Annotated in this window: 18 protein-coding genes, 1 tRNA gene and 1 pseudogene; 8 read left to right on the forward strand and 12 right to left on the reverse strand. The window is 67.6% G+C overall.

Features of this window, described 5'->3' with window-relative positions; genetic code table 11:
• The first annotated feature begins 109 nt into the window (after window positions 1-109).
• The gene (locus tag ACWD3H_RS01000; protein ID WP_451953577.1) at window positions 110-1,033 is read left to right on the forward strand and encodes a hypothetical protein; all 924 of its coding nucleotides are present in this window, start codon (window positions 110-112) and stop codon (window positions 1,031-1,033) included.
• 201 nt (window positions 1,034-1,234) lie between these two features.
• Here the strand turns inward: ACWD3H_RS01000 and ACWD3H_RS01005 are convergent, their stop codons facing one another.
• Window positions 1,235-2,884, reverse strand: coding sequence for a serine/threonine protein kinase (locus ACWD3H_RS01005; protein ID WP_451953578.1), 1,650 nt, complete (start codon window positions 2,882-2,884; stop codon window positions 1,235-1,237).
• 466 nt (window positions 2,885-3,350) lie between these two features.
• Between ACWD3H_RS01005 and ACWD3H_RS01010 the strand changes: the two genes are divergently transcribed.
• Window positions 3,351-4,115, forward strand: coding sequence for a maleylpyruvate isomerase family mycothiol-dependent enzyme (locus ACWD3H_RS01010; RefSeq protein ID WP_451953579.1), 765 nt, complete (start codon window positions 3,351-3,353; stop codon window positions 4,113-4,115).
• Between the two features lie 339 nt (window positions 4,116-4,454).
• The gene (locus tag ACWD3H_RS01015; RefSeq protein WP_451953762.1) at window positions 4,455-4,850 is read left to right on the forward strand and encodes a tyrosine-type recombinase/integrase; all 396 of its coding nucleotides are present in this window, start codon (window positions 4,455-4,457) and stop codon (window positions 4,848-4,850) included.
• Between the two features lie 58 nt (window positions 4,851-4,908).
• Here ACWD3H_RS01015 and ACWD3H_RS01020 read toward each other — a convergent pair whose 3' ends face one another.
• From ACWD3H_RS01020 to ACWD3H_RS01030, 3 genes are all read right to left on the reverse strand, one after another.
• Entirely contained in the window at window positions 4,909-5,316 is a 408-nt protein-coding gene (locus tag ACWD3H_RS01020) for a hypothetical protein (protein ID WP_451953580.1), read from the reverse strand.
• 312 nt (window positions 5,317-5,628) lie between these two features.
• The gene (locus ACWD3H_RS01025) at window positions 5,629-6,243 is read right to left on the reverse strand and encodes a hypothetical protein (protein WP_451953581.1); all 615 of its coding nucleotides are present in this window, start codon (window positions 6,241-6,243) and stop codon (window positions 5,629-5,631) included.
• Complete coding sequence (locus ACWD3H_RS01030; RefSeq protein WP_350925451.1) at window positions 6,240-6,791, reverse strand: RNA polymerase sigma factor; 552 nt, start codon at window positions 6,789-6,791, stop codon at window positions 6,240-6,242. Before ACWD3H_RS01030 ends, ACWD3H_RS01025 begins: the two co-directional genes overlap by 4 nt.
• 536 nt (window positions 6,792-7,327) lie before the next feature.
• On the opposite strand from ACWD3H_RS01030, the gene ACWD3H_RS01035 reads away from it, so the two are divergent.
• Window positions 7,328-7,939, forward strand: a complete 612-nt coding sequence (locus ACWD3H_RS01035; RefSeq protein WP_451953582.1) for a hypothetical protein — start codon at window positions 7,328-7,330, stop codon at window positions 7,937-7,939.
• A gap of 957 nt (window positions 7,940-8,896) precedes the next feature.
• Here the strand turns inward: ACWD3H_RS01035 and ACWD3H_RS01040 are convergent.
• Window positions 8,897-9,919 carry an RDD family protein gene (locus ACWD3H_RS01040; RefSeq protein ID WP_451953583.1) on the reverse strand — a complete coding sequence of 341 codons (1,023 nt, stop codon included), beginning with the start codon at window positions 9,917-9,919 and terminating at the stop codon, window positions 8,897-8,899.
• Between the two features lie 142 nt (window positions 9,920-10,061).
• Between ACWD3H_RS01040 and ACWD3H_RS01045 the strand changes: the two are divergent.
• The 4 genes and pseudogenes from ACWD3H_RS01045 to ACWD3H_RS01060 all read left to right on the forward strand — a co-directional run bounded on the left by ACWD3H_RS01045 (window position 10,062) and on the right by ACWD3H_RS01060 (window position 13,353).
• Window positions 10,062-11,200: pseudogene (locus tag ACWD3H_RS01045) on the forward strand (replication initiator).
• Window positions 11,197-11,382: a helix-turn-helix domain-containing protein gene (locus ACWD3H_RS01050; protein WP_451953584.1), complete on the forward strand. Its 186-nt coding sequence runs from the start codon at window positions 11,197-11,199 to the stop codon at window positions 11,380-11,382. The pseudogene ACWD3H_RS01045 and the gene ACWD3H_RS01050 overlap by 4 nt, the downstream one beginning before the upstream one ends.
• On the forward strand, window positions 11,379-12,623 hold the full coding sequence (locus ACWD3H_RS01055; RefSeq protein ID WP_451953585.1) for a tyrosine-type recombinase/integrase: 1,245 nt from the start codon (window positions 11,379-11,381) through the stop codon (window positions 12,621-12,623). The genes ACWD3H_RS01050 and ACWD3H_RS01055 overlap by 4 nt, the downstream gene beginning before the upstream one ends.
• Before the next feature lie 58 nt (window positions 12,624-12,681).
• Window positions 12,682-13,353 carry a hypothetical protein gene (locus ACWD3H_RS01060; RefSeq protein ID WP_451953586.1) on the forward strand — a complete coding sequence of 224 codons (672 nt, stop codon included), beginning with the start codon at window positions 12,682-12,684 and terminating at the stop codon, window positions 13,351-13,353.
• A 63-nt stretch (window positions 13,354-13,416) separates the two neighbouring features.
• Here the strand turns inward: ACWD3H_RS01060 and ACWD3H_RS01065 are convergent.
• From ACWD3H_RS01065 to tmk, 7 genes are all read right to left on the reverse strand, one after another.
• Window positions 13,417-13,493 (reverse strand) — tRNA-Thr (locus tag ACWD3H_RS01065).
• A 64-nt stretch (window positions 13,494-13,557) separates the two neighbouring features.
• Complete coding sequence (locus ACWD3H_RS01070) at window positions 13,558-15,054, reverse strand: alpha/beta hydrolase (RefSeq protein ID WP_451953587.1); 1,497 nt, start codon at window positions 15,052-15,054, stop codon at window positions 13,558-13,560.
• A gap of 148 nt (window positions 15,055-15,202) precedes the next feature.
• Entirely contained in the window at window positions 15,203-16,060 is an 858-nt protein-coding gene (locus ACWD3H_RS01075; RefSeq protein ID WP_451953588.1) for a PSP1 domain-containing protein, read from the reverse strand.
• Between the two features lie 226 nt (window positions 16,061-16,286).
• Window positions 16,287-17,441 (reverse strand): glycosyltransferase family 4 protein, encoded by a 1,155-nt coding sequence (locus ACWD3H_RS01080; RefSeq protein WP_350930220.1) that lies wholly within the window; start codon window positions 17,439-17,441, stop codon window positions 16,287-16,289.
• Window positions 17,438-18,190 (reverse strand): hypothetical protein, encoded by a 753-nt coding sequence (locus ACWD3H_RS01085; protein WP_451953589.1) that lies wholly within the window; start codon window positions 18,188-18,190, stop codon window positions 17,438-17,440. Before ACWD3H_RS01085 ends, ACWD3H_RS01080 begins: the two co-directional genes overlap by 4 nt.
• 504 nt (window positions 18,191-18,694) lie before the next feature.
• Window positions 18,695-19,876 carry a DNA polymerase III subunit delta' gene (locus ACWD3H_RS01090; protein ID WP_451953590.1) on the reverse strand — a complete coding sequence of 394 codons (1,182 nt, stop codon included), beginning with the start codon at window positions 19,874-19,876 and terminating at the stop codon, window positions 18,695-18,697.
• A gap of 100 nt (window positions 19,877-19,976) precedes the next feature.
• Entirely contained in the window at window positions 19,977-22,040 is a 2,064-nt protein-coding gene (gene tmk, locus ACWD3H_RS01095; RefSeq protein ID WP_451953591.1) for a dTMP kinase, read from the reverse strand.
• Window positions 22,041-22,056 lie beyond the last annotated feature (16 nt).

A 22,056-nucleotide genomic window follows, 5' to 3' on the forward strand; every position in this document is an offset into this window, starting at 1 on the left:
GCGGACCTTGACGGAGTAGACCTCTCGGTGCGGGTAGCCGGCCCGGTTTCGAAGACCGGGCATCCACCACGGCAAGCGGGCTGCAAGCGGGCTGCACACAATGGCTGGCATGAAAGCCTCCCCCACCGGACGCCTCAGCATGCCCCTCCGGCTTGCCGCCGGCGTGACCCTTGTGCTCCTGACCGTCACCGGATGCGGTGCCGGCGTTGACACGCTCCAGAGTGATCAGCCCGTTCCGGAACGCGTGACCAGCACAGCGACCGCCGAGACCCCCCAGCCCACCGAGACCACCCAGCCCACGGAGAACAGCGAGCCCACGGAGAACAGCGAGCCGGCCGAGACCACGAACGAGCCGGACGACCCGGCCCAGGCCCAGGCGGCTGTGCAGCCGGGTGGGACCCTCGCCGACGGCAGCACCGTCGCGGCCGAGCTCACCCGCGCCGGACAGCGGGACAAGTTCACCCTGGACCTGGGCGGCACCAGGGAGTTCTATGTCACCGACATGACCGGTGACGATATCCAACTCCAGGTGTTCTCCGAGGTCGACGGCCAGCCGGTCAGCCCGTCCGGCATCGCTCTCAGCTGGGGCACCTCGGTCATCAAGTTGACCAAGGCGGGCAAGCACCGGCTGGAGGTCTTCGGGAACACGAACGTCATCGGGCCGTACAGCCTCAGGATCGCGACGGTGAAGATCCGCACGTTCCCGGCGACGATCGGCCTGCAGATCGGCGAGGGCAACCCGGACGGCGCGGGACGGCTGGACGTCCCAGGACGCATCGACCGCTTCGAGTTCGACGCGGACGGCGCGTCGGCCATCAAGATCCTCGGTGGGGCCGGGGCGTGCACGGCTATCGAGCTGGAGCTCACAGATGCCGCGGAGAAGAACATCGCCGGCCCACGGCAGCCCGTCCCACTCTGCGGATACGAGTTCGACATCCCGCTCTCCAATGGAGACGGCAGGTATGCGCTCGTGGTCAGATCAGGTACGGCGAAGACCGGGGCCTACTCGTTCCAGATCGCGCGGGCGGGCTGAACGCCGGCCGGGCGTCTGGTCGTGGTCGCCAGGTAACCGGAGGATGCCCCGGCCTTCAGGACTCCGTCGCCCAATTCGTTTTCGATCTCCGCGACCTGCGTGTCCGGCACCGGATAACGACGCTGGACGTCGACCGGAGATAATCAGGCAACGGAGTCCTTCAGGCCGGGGAGGATGTCACCTGTCTGTGCCGGTCCCACGTCAGGACCGGCTCAGGCTCCCGCGATACTCCAGCCCGCTGACGCCCTCCTGGCCCACGAAGTCCAGTGTCGCCGGGTCCTTCAGAGTGAGGGTCATGTCTCCCCCCACACACTGATTCCGCTGCATGCGGGTCAGATCGAGCACATTCCCGGCCCTGACCCGGGTCAGCATGACCTGCTGCTCGCACGCATCGGCCCGCCACGTCCCGGCCGACTGGTCACTCAGCAGGATGAGCGTGACCGCGACGGTCTTCTCCCGGTCGTCCTGCGAGACGACCTGGCCCGTCCACGTCCCGGCGAACGCCTCCGGGACTCCGCCTCCCGGCTGGGCCGAGGGCGACGTCGATGGCGGTGTCGACGGTGGTGTCGACGGTGGTGTCGACGGTGGTGGTGTCGACTGCGGCATCGACTGCGGCGGGGAAGCCGGTTGCCCGCCTGCGACCGTGCGTGATCCGGAGTCCCTGCCGCCACTGGTAACGGCCTCCGGCCTCGCCGCGCCGTCGCCGGAGGAGCCACCGAACGTCCCTGTCGCGTACAGCGTCACCGCCGTCGCGAGCGCCGCTGCGACGCCGGTGACCGCGATCAGTACCGCAGGCCTCCGTCCCCGTCGGGGCACCGGCTCACCAGGCCGCGGCTCCGTTTCCTGCACCGCCGTATCCGAACGGCCGAGATGGCGGGTGGGGGCCGGGCCGTACGCGGGTCCGGCCGGGCCCTGTGCTCCGGACGAATCGGCTGGAAGCAGTCTGGTCGGCCCGGGACCGGCCGCGACCGGAACCTGATCCGCCCGGCCGCTCCAGTCAGCGGGAAGGTAGGCGGTGGGCACCGGGCCGACGTCGGGGACCGTGACGGTGGGGGCTCCGGTGTCGACCAGGCGGATCATGAGCGCCCGGGCGGAGGGGCGTACCCCGGGGTCCTTGGCCAGACAGACGGCCAACGTCTCCCGCAGGGGCGATGAAATGTCCGTGAGGTCGGGCTCGGCGTTGAGTATCCGGCTGAAGACCGCGGCAACGGTGTCGCTGCCGAACGGCGCCCGGCCGGTAGCGGCGTAGACCATGGTCGCGGCCCAGGAGAACACGTCGGCCGCGGGTGATCCGTGCACGCCGTTGAGCTGTTCGGGAGCCATGTACGGCGGGGTGCCGGACATGGCCGAGGGCATCGTGCTCGCGTCGAGCAACTGGGCGATGCCGAAGTCGACCACCCGCGGGCCGTCCGGGCCGAGCAGCACGTTGGCCGGTTTGAAATCCCGATGGATGACCCCCGCACTGTGGATGGCGGCGAGCGCGGTAGCCGTGGCGACCGCCAGGCGATCGAGGTCGCCGCCACGAAGGGGACCCTCGTCACGTACCCGATCCTGCAGTGCGGGACCCGCGATGAACTCGCTCACCACGTAGGGGTCTGGCCGGTCGGTCTCCGCCTTCAACACCCGGGCCGTGCAGAAGGGGGCCACCCGCAGTGCCGACTGCAACTCCCTGGCCAACCGGCGGCGCGAGGCGGGATCCGCGCCGCTGCGAAGTACTTTGATCGCCACCCGCTCGCCGGACCGGCTCCACCCTTCGTAGACGATCCCCTGCCCGCCCTCGCCCAGACGCCCGACGATCTCGAACTCCCCCAGCACGCGCGGGTCTCCCGGCTCCAGCGGGCCAGCGGGCATCGGCTCCTCCATGCACGGTCGTCTCCACACACTAGCGATGCGAGACCCGGCCCACCATGGTCCTCCATCAGGGCGATGGCCAGGGAACCGGAACGGCAGGGAGATCAGGCCATGGGAGCCATCGAGTGACCTGGAGCCGCCTTGGGGAATCGACCCCAAGCCCCCTTCATTACGAATGAACGACATGTCCCCAGGGTGGGCAGAGCCCTCCGCGAAATGTGTACCGGAACCTAAAAAACGACAGCGGGTGAGCGGTAGCGATACTTCTTTCCGGGCCAACGCGCTCTTTGCCGGGTGTGGTCAGTCGTAGTGGAGGCTGTCTACGCAGGCTGATCCGCACTCTCGCGCGTGGATGGTCGGCGATAGCTGCCGGGATGCGTCTGCGGGCATACTGGGCGACTGGTGGCCCAGTGGCCCGTCGCCGGGCGGGCTGAACGAGCCGTGAGCGTGTGCTGAACTGTTCGGTATGGAATATCCCCGACTCCTTGACTGCCTCGCGGCCGACTTCGGCCGCCTGCGGGCCGTCGTGCCGACCGACCCGACCGCGGTGGTGCCGAGCTGTCCCGATTGGACCGTCGCCGACCTGACCCGTCACATCGGCGAGGTGTACCTGCATAAGACTCTGGCCATGCGCGAGGGCGCCGAGCCCGACCCGTGGCCGCCGAAGGAGCTCGCGGACGAGGAGCCGCTCGCGCTGCTCGACCGGGCGTACACCGGGCTGCTCGACGAGTTCGGCGCCCGCAAGCCGGGGGATCCGGCCGGCTCCTGGTACACCCCGGATCAGACCGTCGGCTTCTGGATCCGGCGGATGGCGCAGGAGACGGTCATCCACCGCATCGACGCCGAGCTCGGCACCGGGCAGCCGGTCACGCCGGTCCCGGCAGACCTCGCCGTCGACGGCATCGACGAGCTGCTCAAGGTCTTCGTGGCATACAGCGTCGCCGAGTGGGGCGACTACTTCACCGACATCCTGGCCGGCTCGCCGGGCCGGACGTACACGGTGCGGACCGACGGCGCGGCGTGGCGGGTGCGGACCGGCCCGGGGCTGTTCGCCGTCGAAGACGGCGCTGACGACGACGCGGCCGACGTGACCGTGAGCGGCCCGCCGACGGCCGTGCTGCGCTGGATGTGGAACCGGGAAAGTGCCGGCGAGCCGAGCGGCGTGACGGTCGAGGGCGCCCCTGAGGCGGTCGAGGAGCTGCGGCGCTGCATCGTCATGGCGACGCAGTGAGGCCGGTCGCCTGCACCCTTGCCCAACTCGGCGGTCCGATCCGCACCCGGCTCAGGCGGGTGACCGCCCAGGCCTCCTGACGCCTTCGTAGTTCACACCAGCATGATCACTCCGTGACCCCCTTTCTGGCACACATTTCGTGGAGGGCTCTGCCCGTCCTGCGGGCGAACCGCCCTGATCCGCGTCGACGGCCCCGTCGATCGTCCAGCCCTGCCGGTTTCCCGAAGTATGTGCCAGAACCTGTTTTCACCCGTCGTTGACACTGGCTCGTCTTCGCCGATGAGTCCGGCCGGAACCTGAGACCGCCCAAGCCGCAAGGGGCAGCCCCCGGTGTTGCGGGTGTCTTATCGCGGCCATGGGCGGACGGCCTCTCTGCTCCTGTTCGGGTTGTGCATAGCAGCGTTCCTGGATCGTCAGCGGATTCAGGGTGCCGGGGAGAGGTGGAAGCACTCCGGCCTCGTGTTCACCACGAAGAACGGGACCCCGGTCGAGCCGCGCAATTTCTACCGGTCCTTCGAGCGCTACTGCGAGAAGGCCGAGGTTCCCCGTATCCGCGTCCACGACACTCGGCACACCTGCGCCTCGCTCCTGGCCGCACTCGACGTTCACCCCCGGGTCGCGATGCGCATCCTCCGGCACTCGCAAATCTCGGTGACCATGAACGTCTACACGCAGGTCCCCTCACCGGAGACCCGTAAGGCGCTCGACCGACTCGACCAAAGCCTCGACGGCTGATCACCGTCCAAGCAGGACAGAAAGTGACTCTTCCGGATGAGCTGAGAGGGACTCTTGATCAGCGGTTAAACCAAGCTCTCGCGGAGGGGAGAAGCAGTAGAACGACCACTATGACCGGCAGAACCACGTTGATATTCAGCAAGCTACGCATGCTGAGATCGGAATCCAGAGCAAGCACGGAGACGAAGCCGAGCGCCATGAGGGTTTCGAGCGCGAGCACGGCGATTCGGTCTCGCCTTTCACGATAGATCCACTTATTTGCCAACCAACCGGCCAGGACTGCGATAACGACGCAGAAGCCAACGAACAACAGCACAAGCCCGGAGTTCATGTCGTCAGCTGAGTTCACGAAGACAAAGGCGAGCAGCGCACCACCCGCCAGCGCTTGCACTGCCTGGAGCGACACAATGAACTCGGCGATCTTCATCACGCGCGGCATGTGTTGGGTCTTGCCTGTCTCAACCACGGGAACCTCTTGAGGGGTAGGAGATCACCGGCAATCCCCCTAAGTGTACGGCCTAGGTCACATCCCCTATTTGGGTGTTCCTGTAAGAAACGGGACTTTCTTCGATCAACGCCAGGAAGCCGCACCGGAGTTCCACTGCGCCGACAGCACGTTGCTGCACGGATACGGAAGAGGCCCTCCCGGACGACGGCCACCTTCCAGCCCGATGCGCCGAGGCGGGAGCCTGCCCGATCAAGCTGATCGGGCAGAACCTCTATCGGATCCACCTTTGGGTGGTCGCCGCCCTACGAACGGGGATCGCTCCTCGCGGGATCAGCTTCCTGCGGGGGGCTGGCCGGTGCCGTCAACGTCGTTCCAGGTCGGATTGTCGACGACGACGCACGGCTTGGCCTGGCCATTGACCACATATGCGGAGAACTGCCACGCCGTCTCCGGCTTCTTCACCCTAGAGGCCTGCTCCTTGCTCTCGCTGAACGCCATCACCAAGGTCTGGCCCTTCCCGACGTACCGGGGGTCGATCTCCAACCCCCCCGTCCTGAGCAGACGCGCGGCCCTGTCGGACACGGAGCCCTTCCACTCCTCCGGGGAGCCGCCCCCGACGATCTCGCCTCTGTCTCCCCCGCACCACTTGCCGGGCTTGAGATAGGTGATGTCCGCAGATACCCCCATCCTCTTTAGATCCTGTTCCAGTTTGTCAGCGTCCCTGAACTCGTTGAGCTTGACGTTGATCGTGCCGTCGCCGTTCCTGGTCACCGCGTACGCGGGCTGCTCCGCTCCGGTCAGCAGCGGCACCGCGATCGCCGCCGCCGCGGCCAGCCCGGCCACCGCCGCCCCCGCGAACAGGCGGCGGCCGGTGCGACGACGCCGTTCGGCGCGTGCGATGATCTCGGCTTTAAGTTCCATCAGTATCTGCTCCTCGAAACTCATCCCGGTGTTCCTTCCATGACAAAGGGCAGTCCCTGCAGCGTGCGACGAGCGCGATACAGCCGCACCTTGGCGGTCCCCGGCCGGATGCCCAGGGCCGTCGCCGCCTCGGTGACCGTGAGCTGGTCGATGACGACCAGTTCCAGGACGGCGCGTTCCCCTTCGGGCAGGTAGGCCATGGCCTCGAAGATCCGCCTGGCGTGCCGTTCCGCGTCGATGCGCTCTTCGAGCCTGGCGAGGTCGTCGGTGTCCAACGACCGCCGCCCGCTCACCCGGCTGGTCAGCCGCGACTGCTTGAACACCCGGCGCCGCTCGGTCGAGAGTGTGTTACGTGCCACGCCGTACAGCCACGCGATCTCGGTCCCCAACCCGGCCCGGTAGGTGTGGGCGGAGTCAAGCACCGCCATGAACACCTCGGCCACCAGGTCGGCGACCGTGTGCGGGTCGTCAACACGCCGAGCGAGAAAGCGGGTGACCGCATCGACGTGCCGCCGGTAGAAGGCTTCGAACGCCACGTGATCTCTAGCGATCTCCGCCTGTTTGCGACGCACCGGCAATGCTCCCTTCGTCGATTGACACCCCTGCTTGGTCAGAACCATCCAAATGGTTACAAGAGGGCGGCTCTCCGCCTCTCCATCCGAACGAAGACGAGAGAACGACACACGTTGTCTCCGGTCGTGGCATGCGGTGACCGAGCTCTGAGAGCGCGTAGGCGTCGACGGCCTCGGCCAGCCCCGTCCGCTGAATCTTGCCGAGCTGGTTGTCCGCGGTGCCGTTGGTGACGATCGCCACCTTCCAACCTGACGCACGTAACCGTGACAGCCCGTCCATCACCTCTCGACAGTGGACGAGGTACGGCATGCGCTGGCGGTAGCGGCTCCACAGCTCGTCGACCGGCTTGGGTAGGGCGAAGTGGTCGCGGACCTTGGTGAAGAAGACCTCACGGTGCGGGTAGCCGGCTTGGCCGAGAGAGATCAGCCACCCGATTGCCTCACGCTCAAGCCCATGAGGTGCTCCACCTCTCAGCTCTGTCTCAGACGCGCTTTGCCATACTGGCGCCCGATTTAGAACACGTTCGGGGGAAGCCGTGGCAGTCGTGGAGCAAGATGCGCAGGTCACTGGCCTGCCCGGCGCAGCGGCGAAGAGGGTCCGCATCAGTATCGTGCTAGGTGCCTGGGGCCTGTTCTACACCTGTTATCGGACCTACTACGCGCTGGGCGGGACCGTCGGCATGTTCGGCACACCCGTGTCGTATCAGCAGTGGCAGATGGTCAACGCGTTGGGGGCGGGCATCCTGCTGGTCGCCACGGTGCTGCCGGTGGCGACGCTGCCGTTATGGCGCCGGTCCCACGGGCGACGCGTCCTGCTGGCCATGTGCTGGGCGGTGACGGTGGGGTGCGTCATGCACGCCCTGATCAACAGCATTCAGCGGGCCCTGAGCCTGGCCGGCCTGATGCAGCTGAATCTGCCGTTCTGGACGACGATCGACCATCGCACGGCCGATCTTCAGGATCTCCTGTTCAACGAGCCATGGTTCCTGGTGGAAGGGCTCCTGTGGGCCTGGCTCGCCTTCTCGAGCCTGAACGCCGGCACGGCGAGACGCCGATGGTTGATCAGTGCCGGGGTCGCGATCGCCGTCCTCACCATGATCGGCATGCTGAGCGTAACCGGGGTGATCGGCACTTTCATCGTGGGGTAGGCCACGTCCGCTCGGCGCCGCCGGCTGCTGCCGGCAGTGGATCAACAGGCCATCGTTCCTACCACGACCGGCCTTGCGTTTAAGGTTCCACGTCCTGGTTGATCACGTTCTGGATGGCGATGCGAGGGTCTACTGGACGGCCCAGGGATGGGTGTTTTACGGAATCGTGGACGGCGACCGGACGTGGGGTGTGGAGGTTCTACTGGACGGTCGTGCCGGGATGCCCCTCGCTGACAAGCCGCTCAGGATCCTCAACGGAGCATCGACCAGCGGCTTGAGGCACACGCGCTGCTCCTGGCTGTCCACCGCTGGCCACACCTGACGCTGGAGTTGGCCCTCCCACAGGGAACAACACCGGTCCTGGTAGGTACGGACCTTCTGCCATGGGTCGATGAGGCCTCGGGACCGACGGACCTGTGGTGGTTCGACGGAGCATCCGCCGTGCACTTTCACCTCAGCAACTGGTGGACAAAGGATCATGACATCTGGGTGGCCCGTTGCTTCAGCCGAGACGCCACAGCCCTGAACCAGATCAAGGAAGCGTTGCTCAACGAGGTGACCGAACTGCTGCAGCTGAGGGAGGTTTGGTGCTCACTGTGCGGGCGGCGCACCACCTCGGGCAGACCGTGTTTATGAATGCTGCAGTCTCCAGGTGTTGAAGACTGATCGATTCCCAAACACTCACCCTGCCGCGGGAGAAACCACCGGGCCCACAGCACTGTTAGCAAAAGGCCCCCGCCGGTGTCCGGTGGGGGCCTTTCGACCTGGAGCCGCCTTGGGGAATCGAACCCCAGACCCCTTCATTACGAGTCAGAACACGATCGTCCAGAACCGTCCGCCGCCGTCTTCTGGGCCTGGTCAAGCGGGTGTTACGGGGTCCCTCAGTCCATGGTCGTCCAGGACCGTCCAGACCTGTGGTAGCACCCGCGTTAGCAAGATCATGCCGATGGTGGCCAGTTACGTCTGAGGCTGAGAGTCCCGTACCCGGTCGCGTACCACCGCGGCGCCCAGCCAACGGTCATGAAGAACCCGGCCTTCGGGATCGAGGAACATCCACAGCCCGCCCGCGAGGAGACACAACAGCCCGACGTCGGGGACGAAAGCGAGGAGAGGAAAGACCAGCGTGCGGAGCACGGTCCTGCCCGCGCCCAGCCGTCCACCCGTCCGCACGGCGATGACCCGAACACCCAGCAACCGCTTGCCCAGCGTCCGCCCCCACAGAGCGTGCTGTACCCCGAAGTAAAGGAACAGCCCGGACAAGATGACCAGCTCCTCGAGGCCCGTACCGACCTGAAACAGGTCGACCTGCACCAGAAGCCCGAACCCCATCCGGAACCCGGAGCCGAGGCCGATTAAGGACCAGACCGGTCCCACGACGACACCCAGGACGGCAACGGCGATCAGATAGTCGACCAGGGCCGCCGCCAGCCGACGCCACACCATCCCGGCCCGTAACGCAGTCGGCTCGTCCTCGGTGACAGGCCGTATCTCGCGCGACGCGGCGAACACCAGCGCCGCGGCCGCCAGGAGACACAGCTGGGTGATCCCCCACCCGCCAGCGCTGAACAGCGGGATCGTCTCGCCGTAGATTCCCCGCCCGCTGTACAACCAGGCGAGAAGTTCGATGCCCGCGATCAGGACGAGGAGTCCCGCCACCCGCTGGCCTGTCGTCCGGGGATCCCTGCAGCCGAGACACGCAAGGAGGCCGAGCAGGACCACGAGAGCCGAAACCGCCCAGTCCTCCGTGATCGTCATGACCGTTTCGAGATCACGGCGCAGCGGGGCAAACGGCGACAGCGTCGTTCCGCTGTTGTACAGGCCCACGACCCCGTAGATCGGGTCGGCCCCCGCATGGGTCCGGGTGAACTCCTCAGCAGCGAGGCGCTCTCGCCACAACTCCCAGGTCGGCAAGGCGGCGACGACCGCAGCCGCCGCCCATACCGACAGCGCTGACCGCGATAATCGGGAGAACTGCGGCACAATGATCCTTTCGGCCTGAGAGCGACACCTTACGACGCCCCGGCACGCAACACAGACACGACGGCCGGGTCGGGCACCGCATCGGGGAAGGATCCGAGCCAGTTTCCCACCGAGCTACAGCACCGCCACCGAACCGGACGGCATCCTTCGTGTCCCGTGCAAGACCCGGCGCGCCTCGCGCTGTCCGGCCTGCGCCGAGACCTACCGGGCCGACACCTACCACACTCGGTCACCGCGCACCCCTGCCTGTTCGTCACCCTCACCGCTCCCTCCTTCGGCACCGTCCACACCCGGCGAGAGAAAAACGGGACCGTCCTGCCGTGTCACGCTCGACGCGATGCGGCCACCTGCCCACACGGGCGCGTCATGTCCTGCACCGCTCGGCACGGGGCCGACGAAAGCCGCCTCGGTGAACCGCTCTGCCCGGACTGCTACGACTACGCGGGCTCGGTGTTGTTCAACGCGATGTCCCCGGAGTTGTGGCGGCGCCTCACCGAAGCTCTTCGCCGACGCGTCGCCAAGAACGCCGGGCTGACCCAGCGGGAGCTACGGGAACAGGCCCTGCTCTCCTTCGCCAAGGTCGCCGAGTACCAGCGGCGCGGCGTCGTCCACTTTCACGCGGTCATCCGCGTCGACGGTCCCGAGGGGCCGGCTACCCCTCCACCGGCCTGGGCGACGGCCGACCTGATGGCCGACGCCGTACAGCATGCCGCCACGGCCGTGGCGGTCACCGTCCCTGCGGTACCCGGCGAACCCGCGCGGTCTTTCGGCTGGGGCACTCAGCTCGACGTCCGCGAGATCACCATGACCGGTGACCTCACCGAGCAAGCCGTAGCCGCCTACATCGCCAAGTACGCCACCAAAGCCGCCGAATGCGTCGGCACCCTGGACCGGCGCATCAACCCCCTCGACGACCTCACCGCCCTGCCGATCCGGGACCACGCCCGACGGCTCATCGCCGAATGCCTGCGCCTGGGCGCCCTCGACGAACTGACCGAATTCCGGCTCATCAAATGGGCTCACGTGCTGGGCTTCCGCGGCCACTTCTCCACCAAGAGCCGCCGGTACTCCACCACCCTCGGCGACATCCGCGCCGCTCGCACCGAGTACATGCGCGGGGAAGCGATCACCACCGGTCGCCTGCCGCTCTTCGACGAGGACACCGTGCTCGTCGTCTCGCACTGGGAGTACGCCGGACAGGGCTTCTCAGCCGGTGACGCCCTTTTGGTAAGCGCCCTTACCGGAAACCGCCTGCCTGCTCTCTCAGGGGGTGGCTCATGACTCGGCTCCTTCTCACCGTTCCCGAAGCTGCGGCTGCCCTGGCGGTCTCCCGGAGCAAGCTCTATCAGCTGATCGCCTCCGGCTCGGTCGCCTCGATCCGGATCGACGGCTCCCGACGGGTCCCGGTCTCGGCTCTGCAGGACTACATCACTCACCTGATCTCGGCGGAGCGTGCGGCATGACCAAGCTCCTCGTCGGCGCCCCTGACAAGCCGAACAAGAAGAGCGCGCCCAAGCTCCGCGACAGGGTCATGAAGCGCGGGAACACCTGGTCCTACGTAATCCGCGTCAAGGATCCGGAGACGGGCGAGAGCAAGCCGAAGTGGGTGGGCGGCTTCACCACTGAGGAAGCTGCCAAGGCCGCTCGTGACGAGGCACGTGTGAACGCTCGGCGCGGCGAGTACGTCGACCGAAACGAGATCACCGTAAGCGAGTACCTCGATGACTGGATCGAGGATCACGCCATGGAGATCAAGCCGGGGACGCTTGAGGACTACCGGATCACCATTCGCCTCTACATCAAGCCCCACATCGGAAAAACGAAGCTTCAGGCGGTCCGGCCCTCCACGATCACCAAGCTCTACCGGGATCTGCTGGCCAGGGGTGGGCGCGGTGAGAAGCCACTGGCGGTGTCCACCGTCGTCCACACGCATGCGATCCTGCGCCGGGCCTTCCGTGATGCCGTCGAGGTTCGCGAGTACCTCAGCAGTTCACCTGTTGACAAGGCCAAGCGTCCCCGTGAGGACTGGAAGGAACCGGGCATGATCTGGACCCCGGCACAGCTCCGGACCTTCCTGGAGCTGGCCCGCTCGCATCGGCTGTTCGCCTTCTTCCATCTGGCCGCGTACACGGGCGCCCGGCGGGGTGAGCTGCTGAACCTGCGATGGCCGGACGCCGACCTGGAGGGGCGGCAGATCATCATCAAGGGCTCGACGGGCGTTGTCGACGGCGAGCACATCGCGGGCACCACGAAGAGCGGCCGGACTCGCGTCATCACCCTCGATGAAGGGACGGTCAACGTTCTCCGCACCCACCAGGAAGCACAGGAAGCTGAAAAGCTCCGGGTCAGAGGCGTCTGGAAGGGCGAGGAGAATGGCCACGTCTTTACAACCGCCTGGGGCGGCCCCATCTACCCGACCACCGTGACGGCGTTACCGGGCAAACTCATCAAGGCGTACAACGAGCCGGAGGACAAGAGCCAGACCCCGGCTGATCCCCTGCCCTATGCCCGTCTCCACGACCTCCGGCACATCCACGCGACCACCCTCCTCCTAGCCGGCGTTCCCGTCCACGTGGTCGCTTCCCGGCTCGGCCACGCTGACCCCGCCATCACCCTTCGCGTCTATGCTCACGTGATCCGCTCAGCAGAGACCGCTGCCGCCGATGTCTTCGCTCAGGTTCTAAGCTCCGACGAAACCCACTGATAACGATCCACACCTTGCTGCCGATGATTTATAGGTAGATCCAACGGCAAGGAGAGTTATGGGTTCAACACTGTTGGCGGAGACAGTCAAGACGATACCCAACCTCGTCGTCGCCCTATTAACGCTCTCTTTAGGGTGGTTTGTCGGTAATCGCCTAACCGCCCGATGGGACGAACGCAAGAAGCGCCGAGAGCTGGATCTCCTGGCTCTCGGCACTTTCTACGAGGCTTACGGACAGTTCTGTGCGATCTGGAAGCTGTGGGGCGGTACTCCCAACAGTCTTATGGAAGATGATCAGTTCCGGGCCGATGTGCTCAAGCAGGCTGCCGAGGTGGAGGGCAAGGTGGAAGCACTCCTCGTCCGCCTCGCCTCCGAACGCAGCCTCTCCGAGCGGGAATGCGTTCTTCTCGGGTGCTTTCGACAAGGTTTCCAAAGTTTGCGCAAGTCGATTCAACGTAAGGATCCCCTTCGATCCCGGATCTACAGGGCAGGCGGCCCCGAGATAACGGCATACCCGTGGACTAGCTCGGACGCCCCTCCCTACCTTGCTTTCAAGGCGCTGGCTGGATTCGCCGCCGATCTGATGTCCAGGAACAGCCGATCAAACATCGAACCGGGGGCTGCTTCTATCGCACTTCGGCAGATCACCAGCAACGACCTGGAGCGGACATGGGTCGACAAGACGTTCACATTGCTCAGCCTCGAAAGCCACACCTGGCCGATCAAGTGAGCCGCTGTTAGCAAGGGTGTTAGCAAAAGGCCCCCACCGGAACCCGGTGGGGGCCTTTCGACCTGGAGCCGCCTTGGGGAATCGAACCCCAGACCCCTTCATTACGAGTGAAGTGCTCTGGCCGACTGAGCTAAGGCGGCGTGCCGTGTTTCACCACGACCTACGGCAGTCTACAGGCTCCCAGGGCCTTCCCGCGCACCGGAATCAGCCGATCTTGGGACACTGGGTTCCATCGGCGGGGACGGTCAGGTCGATCAGGTAGTCGTCCACCAGGCGATCCACGCACGCCGAGCCGGTCAGATAAGCGGTGTGGCCGTCTCCGTCGAAACCGACCAGGACGCCAGAGGAGAGCTGGGAGGCGAGGGCCTCTGACCACTGGTAGGGCGTGGCGGGGTCGCGTCTGGTGCCGACGACCATGATGGGCGGGGCTCCGGGGGCGTCGATCTTCTCCCGGGCCCCCGCCTTGACCGGCCAGTACGCGCAGGGCAGTGAGCTCCACATGACGTACGCGCCGAACAGGGGGGCGACCTTGGCCGCCTGTTCGGCCGCCTTGGCGTAGGCGGCGGGGTCGCGGGGGTAGATGCTGTCGACGCAGTTGACCGCCAGGTTGGACTCGGTCTGGTTGGTGTACTCGCCGTCCTCCCCACGGTCGACCAGCAGGTCGGCCATGCGGAGCAGGACGGTGCCGTCCCCCTTCAGCGCCTGGGCCAGCGCCTGGCGGAGGACCGGCCATGCCTGCCGGTCGTAGAGCGGGGTGATCACACCGAGGATGGCCCAGGCCTCGGTCACCGTACGGTCGTCGCCGGTCCTGTTGGCCAGGGAAGCGGTGTCCGCCCTGCGGAGCAGCGTGGTGATCTCCGCACGGGCGGAGGCGACGGAGCCCTGGAAGGGGCAGTCGGTGGCCGCGAGGCAGTTTTCGAGGAACGCGTCGAGGGCGACCTCGAAACCGCGTGCCTGCGCGGTGTTCAGCTCCAGTGGGCCGAGCGAGGGGTCCACGGCGCCGTCCAGGACGAGGGCGCGGACCCGGTCGGGGAAGAGATCGGCGTAGACGGCGCCCAGCTGCGTGCCGTACGACTTGCCGAGGTAGGTGAGGTGGGAGTCACCGACGGCGGCACGCAGCAGGTCCATGTCCCTGGCGGCGTCGGCGGTGCCGACGTACGGCAGGAGCCTGCCCGATCGGGTCTCGCATCCGGCGGCGAACCGTTGCGCCCCCTCCTCAAGCACGGTGACCTCCCCCGGCGAGTCGGGCGAGCTGTCGAGGCCGACGAAGGTGTCCAGCTCGCTCGGCGACAGGCACCGGACGGGCGCGGACTCGCCGACCCCGCGCGGGTCGAAGCCCACGACGTCGAAGCGCTCGCGAACCGCCTCGCTCACCGCGGTGCGGGCACTTCGCGCGTACTGCACTCCGGAGGCACCCGGCCCGCCGGGATTGAGGAGGATCGAACCGATCCGCTCCCCCGAGGCCGGGAGCCGGATCACGCTGAGCTCGATCTTCTCGCCGTCCGGCTTGCTGTGATCGAGCGGTACGGCGAGCTTGGCACACTCGAAACCGTCCTCGCACTCGTGCCAGCCGAGAGCCGCTCCCGCCACACCGCGGCCGGCTCCGGTGCCGCCACTGGCGTCGGCAGGGACGTCGGCGCCGGTGCACGCGCTCGCGAGCAGGGCCACCGCCGCCAGTACGGCGGTCACACGGGATCTCACGCCTTGTCCGCTCCGTAGTCCGTAGGTCGGGGTCACACGCGGATCCGGCAAGGGGGCCGACACGCGGAGAGGCCGAACGGTCGAATCCTATGTGCCCGCGCCGAGCCCCCATGACGGGACATCGACCTCAGCGGGGACAGCCGATCGGTCACCCTTCCGGCCCGCTCTCGGCGACCCGCACCGCGCCACCGTACGCCTCGTCGTGCTGCTTGCGCGGGGAGCAGACCGAGGCCGACGGGCAGGCGCAGCGGCGGCCGCCGTCCTCCAGGCGGACCACGACGGAGTCCGAGGGTACGTTGCGGCCCACGACGGTTCCGGTGCCCTCGGGGGTGTCGACCTTCAGCCCGATCCGGGGCATCCTGCTCTGGGCGTCGAGGTAGAGGGGGTGCTCGTACTTCAGGCAGCACATCAGCCGCCCGCACGCCCCCGCGATGCGCAGCGGGTTGACCGGCAGGTCCTGGTCCTTGGCCATCCGGACGGAGACCGGCTCGAAGTCCTTGAGGAAGGTGGCGCAGCACAGGTCACGGCCACAGGGGCCGATGCCGCCCTGGAGGCGGGCCTCGTCGCGCGGGCCTATCTGGCGCAGCTCCACCCTGGCGCGCAGGTTGCGGGCCAGGTCACGGACGAGGGCGCGGAAGTCGACCCGGTGCGGGGCGGAGAAGTAGACCGTGTAGACGTTCTCGGCGTCCAGGTAGTCGACGCCGACGACCTTCATCGGCAGCGTGTGCCGCTTGATCAGGCGCTTGGAGACGCTCCGGGCCTCGGCGCGGCGCCGTTTGTTGCCCTCGTCGCGGGTGAGGTGCTCCTCGGTCGCGATACCCGCGCACACCGGCAGCCCGCCGATCTCCTCGCTCGTCCACTGCGGCGCCCAGACGCACTCGGCGACCTCGGGCCCGGCCTCGGTGGGCACGAGCACCTTGTCGCCGACCTTGGGGCTGTGCTCGCCGGGGTCGAGGTAGTACAGCCTGCCGTAGCGGGTGAAACTCACCGCCATGATCATGCCCATATGGCTCCAAACCTGGGGGTACGGCTCGTGCTCACCCTACGCTCCGCACCCGGCGAAGTGCGGGGCCGCCAAGGCGTGAACGCGGGCCGTGTACCCCGCGCACCGCCCCATCAAGAACCACTCCGGGGACGAGCACTGCTCTCTTTCGGCAGCCCACGGGAGCATCCTCACGAGGGCCGGGAGAGAGTCGTCTGTCGATGCAGGGCCCGGCACCCCGGGCAGCCGCTCAGCGGCCGAGTTCGGCGAAGGACTTCTCCCAGCGTTCGGCGATCATCGAGATGTCGTAGCTCTGGGCCGTCTGGATGGCGTTCTTGGCCATCCTGTGGCGGCCCTCCTCGTCGTCGATCATCTGGATCAGCCCGTCGGCCAGGGCGTCCACGTCGTCGGCGGGAACCAGCAGTCCGTCGATCCCGGGTGTGATGATCTCGCGAGGTCCACGGGGGCAGTCGAAGCTGACCACCGGCACCCCGGAGGCGAACGCCTCGATGATGGTCATGCCGAAGCCCTCGAAGCGGGAACTGACCGCGTGGATCGACGCCTTGGCCAGCTCGCCCTCGATGTCACCGGTGGGGCCCATGAAGGTGACGTTGTTGTGCAGCCGCAGCTTGACCGCCTGCCTGACCAGTTTGTCGCCGACCCGGCCCTCGCCGTAGATCCGCAGCTTCCAGTCGGGACGTTCCCTGGCCACCCGGACGAACGCCTTCAGCAGCCGGTCGTACCCCTTGACCGGCACCAGCCTGCCCGCGGCCAGCACGATCCGGTTCTCCTGCCTGGAGCGTGGACGCGGCCCGCCGGGCAGCCCGTTGCCGATGGTGAACACCCGGGTGGGCGACCCGTTGAGCATGTTCCGGTAGTCGTGCTCGTCGGCCTCGGTGAGGGTGACGACCGCGTCCAGTTTCGGGTACCAGGTCCGGATCTCCTCGAAGATCCCGGGCTGGTGCGCCTCGAAGTGCAGGTGCTCCTGGGCGATCGTGACGACCTTCCTGCGAGTGTACCTCGCGGCCATGATGTTGAGACCCGCGCGGGTGGTGATCAGGACGTCGCTGCGGAGCCTGCGCAGCTCGCGGACGAGGACCTCGTCGCTCCAGGCGCTGAAGGACGCGTAGGCGCGCTCCTCGGGGTGGATCAGCGCGCTCTCCCGCGCGCCCAGCCGCTCGGCCCTCTTCGTGTACGGCCAGCGGACCCTGGCCCCCTCCCGCAGGTCCACCAGCGAACGGAGCCTGACCCGGGGGCCCAGCGGCAGGAAGGGGGTGTCGGTGTGCTGGAAGACGCTGACGACCTCGACCTCGTGCCGCTCGGACATGGCGGTGGCGAGGTCGAAGGTGGCGCGGATGGTGCCGCCCATGCCGTAGGCGTTGAGAATGAGAAAGGAGATCTTCACGGTTTCTCCTCTTCGATGCTGAGCGCGACGGCGAGGCTGTCGGTCTCGGTGTAGTACGGGCGGACCCTCACCTGCCCGACATGCTGGGCAGGAAAACGAACTTTGATCTTCTTATCTGTTATGTCGTCAAGACGGGTCGCCAGCGGCAGCCGGACCCCGGAGATCTCCGCGTACAGGTCCCAGAAGACCCGGCGCCGCACCTGCGCCTCGGCCATCGGCGCGATCTCGATCGCTCCCTCGAACCACCGTCCCTGGAAGGTCGCCGGCCCGCTCACCGGCTCCGGCCCCCGGCGGGCCACCGCCACCAGCCTGGCCTCCCCCCGGATCGGGTCGCCGTACGCGACGGCGCCCTCGACGGCGATCACCCCGTCGTCCGCGGTCACACGGATCACCTCGACGTACGGCTCGACCTCGCGGACCCGCAGGCCCAGCGTGCCAAGGGAGGTGCGGAACGCCCTGATCTCCCGGTTGCGGCGGATCTCGGCGTAGGACCAGAGCCCGTCGAGCGAGAACCCCGGGTCGTCGGTGGCGACGGGCTCGCCCCGGCATGAGGCCATCCAGATACCTGGGGCCAGCACCGTCAGGTCCGCCGTCCCGCACTCCTCACCGGTCTCCACATGCCGCAGGACGATCTCCGCGTCCGTCGGTGCCGACCATTCGATCCTCAGCGTGTCGTCATCGCCCACCCGGCTCGTGACGGCCCGCCCGCTCACGGACGGGACCACCCCGTGGCGCGCCTCGGTGCTCACCAAAATTCCCCCGGTCTTCGCTGCTCATCCCCATAGAGCAGGACACTTCCCGTTGTTTTATAACAAAAGCATTGATTTTTGCCCGTGAATCCTAACGACCCACACTCATGCTTTGAGGTGATTTAGCGAGGAATGGTTCCATCTAATCGAAAAAAGACGGGTAGGGGGCGCGCGGTCGCGACGGCCCCCTCCCCTCACCAGCCGATATCCGTCACACCGGGTTACCGGAAACCTTGAGGTGTCCGATGTCGGCCAAAGTTGATCACCTCGAACTCCGGTTCCCGCCGGACCACGATGTGCGCCTCCGAACCATCCGTGCCGGCCGGCCGGAAACCTCCCGGCCATCGCGGTAGCGCATGTCCGCCCGCCTGCCGCCCCTGGCGTAGAGCCTGCTGATCGTCTCAGCGGGCTCCGGTCCGCCCAGTTCCAACATTTCGGTCTGCATGACCAAAAACGTGAAAACCATCTCCCGTCGTGAGGCGGATCAGGCCAGGCCGACGCGGTTCAGAGCCGGGGCTGATGCAACGAGAGGGTCATCGACTCCACGGCCATCTGCGGGCTGACGTTGGCCGCCAGCCGCCTCCGGCAGCGCATGATGGCGTCGATCCTGCGCAGGGTGTCCTCCGGGGTGGAGGCACGGGCCAGGTCTTCCAGATCGGCGCGGCGGTCCTCGCCGGCCAGTTCCACGTGCGCGCCGAACTGCACGGCCAGCACGTCGCGGTAGAACGCCACCAGGTCGAGCAGCGCCGCATCGATGACGTCGCGCTTGGTGCGGGTCGCCCGGGACTTCTGCCGGTCCTCAAGGTCCTTGAGCGCCCCGGCGCCGCCGCGGATCAGCCCCCTGTTGAGCCCCTTTCCGGTAGAGCCCTCGCCGTAGACCTGACGCAGTTCGGTGATCTCCGCCTCGTTCAGCACCGCCGTGACCGCGGCGGCCTCGTCCTCGGCGGTCTTCACCAGGCGTTCGGCGGCCATCACGCACTCACCGATGCCGGTGAGCGACCTGGGGATGGACAGCACCGCCTCGCGACGCGAGCGCGCCTCCTCGTCCAGGGCCAGCCTGCGGGCGCGGTCGATGTGCCCGTGGGCGGCCCTGGCCGCGAACTCCGCCATCGCCGGCGGCACGTTCTCGCGCGTGGCCAGCACGTGGGCGACCGCCGAGGTGGGCGGGGTGACGAGCGTGACGATCCGGCAACGGGACCTGATGGTGATCATCATGTCGTCCGGAGCAGGCGCGCAGAGCAGCCAGACGGTCTTCGGCGGCGGCTCCTCGATGGCCTTGAGCAGCGCGTTGGACGCCCCCTCGGTCGCCCGGTCGGCGTCCTCGAACAGCACGACCCGCCAGCGGCCCAGCGTCGGCGCCCCGGCCGCGCGCAGGATGAGCCTGCGGGTGTCCTTGATGCCGTACGAGAGTCCCTGCGGGCGGACGATCTCCAGGTCCGGGTGGGAGCCGACCGACACCTGATGGCACATGTCGCAGTGGCCGCACCCCTGCTCGTGGCAGAACAGCGCGGCGGCGAACGCCCGCGCGGCCTCCTCACGCCCGGACCCGGGCGGCCCGGTGAACAGCCACGCGTGGGTCATCCCGGCACCGCGCCCCCCGGCCAGCAGGTCGGCCCCGGCCGCCGCGGCCCGGCGGAGCGTTACCGCGGCCCGCTCCTGCCCCACAAGATCATCAAAGACTCCCACGGACCCAACCTACCGCCGGTGCCGGTCGCCGGGTCAGGAGCTCACGGAGAGGACTCCCCCCGCGACCTCGGCTCCGCTCACGGCTCGCGGAGGCACCGGGTCAGTCACGGATCGCCGGGATGGTCCCGGTGACGTCCTCCGACTCCTGTGGCACCGGGTCGGGCATGATCTCGCGGACCCGGTCGTAGATGAGCGAGGAGATCCCTTCCTGGGTCAGGGTCCCGTCGACGACCAGGTAACGATCCGGCTCCGCGGCGGCCAGTGCCCGGAACTCGCGGCGGACGCGCTCGTGGAACTCCAGCGGCTCCGACTCGATGCGGTCGGCGGCCCCGCCCAGCCGGGCCAGCCCCACCGACGGCGGAGTGTCGATGAGCACGGTGAGATCGGGAACGAGCCCACCGGTGGCCCAGCCGTTGATCCTCTTGACGTCCTCGATGTCCAGCGCCCGGCCCGCGCCCTGGTAGGCCAGCGACGAGTCGACGTACCGGTCGGAGATCACCATGGAACCCCGCTGGAGGGCCGGGTGGATGACCTTCTCCACATGCTCGGCCCGGTCGGCCGCGTACAACAGGGCCTCCGACCTCGCGGACAGTCCCTGGTGCACCGCGTCGAGCAGGATCGCGCGCAGCCGCATGCCCACCTTGGTCGAGCCCGGCTCACGGGTCTGTACGACGTCGAACCCCTGGTCGCGCAGCCAGATCGCCAGCAGCCTGGACTGGGTGGTCTTGCCCGACCCCTCACCGCCCTCGAAGGCGATGAACATCCCGCGCGCCTGCTCGACGCTCTCGGGGGTGAACCGCTCCCCGCGCGCCGCGGCGATCAGGTCGGCGACGATCGAGACGCCCCTGCGGTCGTCCATCTGCCGTAGCGCGACGGCCCCGACGGCCACCGCGAGCAACCCGCCGACCAGCAGCACCAGGTTGGAGCCGTCGAACTGGTAGACCGGCTCCTGCCCGACCCTGATCTCCCGCTCGCCGAACAGGCCCGCCAGGGTCGGCGCGACCGCGACCACCAGCAGCAGGGTCACCCGGGCGAGCGACTGCAGGAAGGAGAACGTGCGGCCCCGCAGGTTGTCGTCCACCTCCAGCCCGATCATCGTGTAGCCGATGATCCAGGCGATTCCCGCGCACGCGCCGAGCAGCACGGTCAGCAGGACGACGATCACCAGGTTGTGGACGAGCGCGATCGCGACGAGGACCACCCCGGCCACCACGATCGACAGGCCGAACAACCGCCGCCGCGACAGCTCCCTCAGCAGCCTCGGCCCGAAGAACATGCCGGACGCCATGCCGACGAAGACCGCCCCGAAGACCACGCCGTACGCCGCGTCGCCGCCGCCCAGCGCGTCCACGTAGATCTTGGCCACCCCGACCACCGCGCCGCCGGCGGCGAACGCGCCCAGCATGCCGATGATCAGGCCGCGGATCAGCCGGTTGCCGCCGACGAACCGCCAGCCCTCGAAGATCTGCCGCAGCACCGACGGCGTGGAGGTCGCGGCCCGCGCGCCGGCCTTCGGGATGTCCTTGAGCGAAAGGATGATGAAGGCCGAGACCAGGTAGGCGAGCGCGTTGATGAACAGCGCCAGGTAGGTCTCCCGCTGGGCGAAGAACGGCACCAGGTTGCCCAGGGCGTCGTCGGCGACCGACAGCACCGCGAACAGCAGCGCGGCGATCGGCGCGGTCCCGTAGGTGACCAGGAGGTTGAGCTGGTTGGCCTCCTCCAGTCGCTCCTTGGGCACCAGGTTGGGCACCGTGGCGTCCTTGGCCGGAACCCAGAAGAGGTTGACGCACTCGACCAGGAAGGTAGCGATGATCACCCACTGGTAGTTGCCGATCAGCGGGATCGACAACACCAGCGCGAAGCGCAGGAAGTCGCAGAAGAACATCGTCATCCGCCGGTCGAACCGGTCGGCGAACGCGCCGGCGAGCGGGCCCAGCAGGATGGCGGGGAGCATCTTCGCCACGAAGACGCCTCCGATGGCCAGACTCTGGACCTTGTAGCCGGACCCCACCGTGAGGTTGCCCGCCAGGGCGGTCAGTGCCAGCAGGTTGAGCCAGTCTCCGAGGCTGCACACCGACATCGCCGTCCACAGCTTGCGGAACGGGGTGTTGGCCAGCACGTGGGGGGGCTTACGTCGCGCGGTGCTCCGGCCAAGGGTGGTCATAGTGTCAGCGTATCCA

This window comes from Streptosporangium sp. NPDC002607 (assembly GCF_053592655.1).